Raw genomic sequence first — 462 nt, forward strand, 5'->3', positions numbered from 1 at the left:
ACGCCGCTGGGGGTAAAAAGGGGGCGAGGATCACGCCATTGGCCGTTCTCGTGGAGGACTGAGCACCAAGATCAATGCGGTCGTCGACGAGAACGGACTGCCGGTCCGGCTGATGCTAACCCCGGGGCAGGCCCACGATCTGCGTGCCGCGCCATTTCTGCTCCAAGGGCTCAAATGCCGTGATGTTGTGGCCGACCGTGGTTACGACGCCGATGCCCTCCTGCACATGATCAGAGCCCGCGGAGCTAGGGCTCATATTCCCTCCACCAGCCAGCGAGTGGTCCAACGCTCCGTCAGCCGCCGCATCTATCGCAAGCGAAATCTGGTTGAGCGCTTCTTCTGCAAGCTCAAGCATTTCAGGCGCATCGCGACCCGTTTCGACAAGCTCGCTCGCAACTTTCTCGCGGCAGTCGCACTCGGCTCAACCCGCCTCTGGGCCAAGGCTTATGAGTCCACGCCCTA

1 protein-coding gene is annotated in these 462 nt (G+C 61.9%); it reads left to right on the forward strand.

The annotated features are described in order from the left end of the window. Positions 1 to 70 precede the first annotated feature (70 nt). Positions 71 to 462, forward strand: a 392-nt coding sequence (locus HL666_RS33845; RefSeq protein WP_311976898.1) for an IS5 family transposase, incomplete at its 3' end; no start/stop codon positions are given.

The sequence above is a fragment of the Bradyrhizobium aeschynomenes genome (assembly GCF_013178945.1).
GTDB lineage: Bacteria > Pseudomonadota > Alphaproteobacteria > Rhizobiales > Xanthobacteraceae > Bradyrhizobium > Bradyrhizobium aeschynomenes.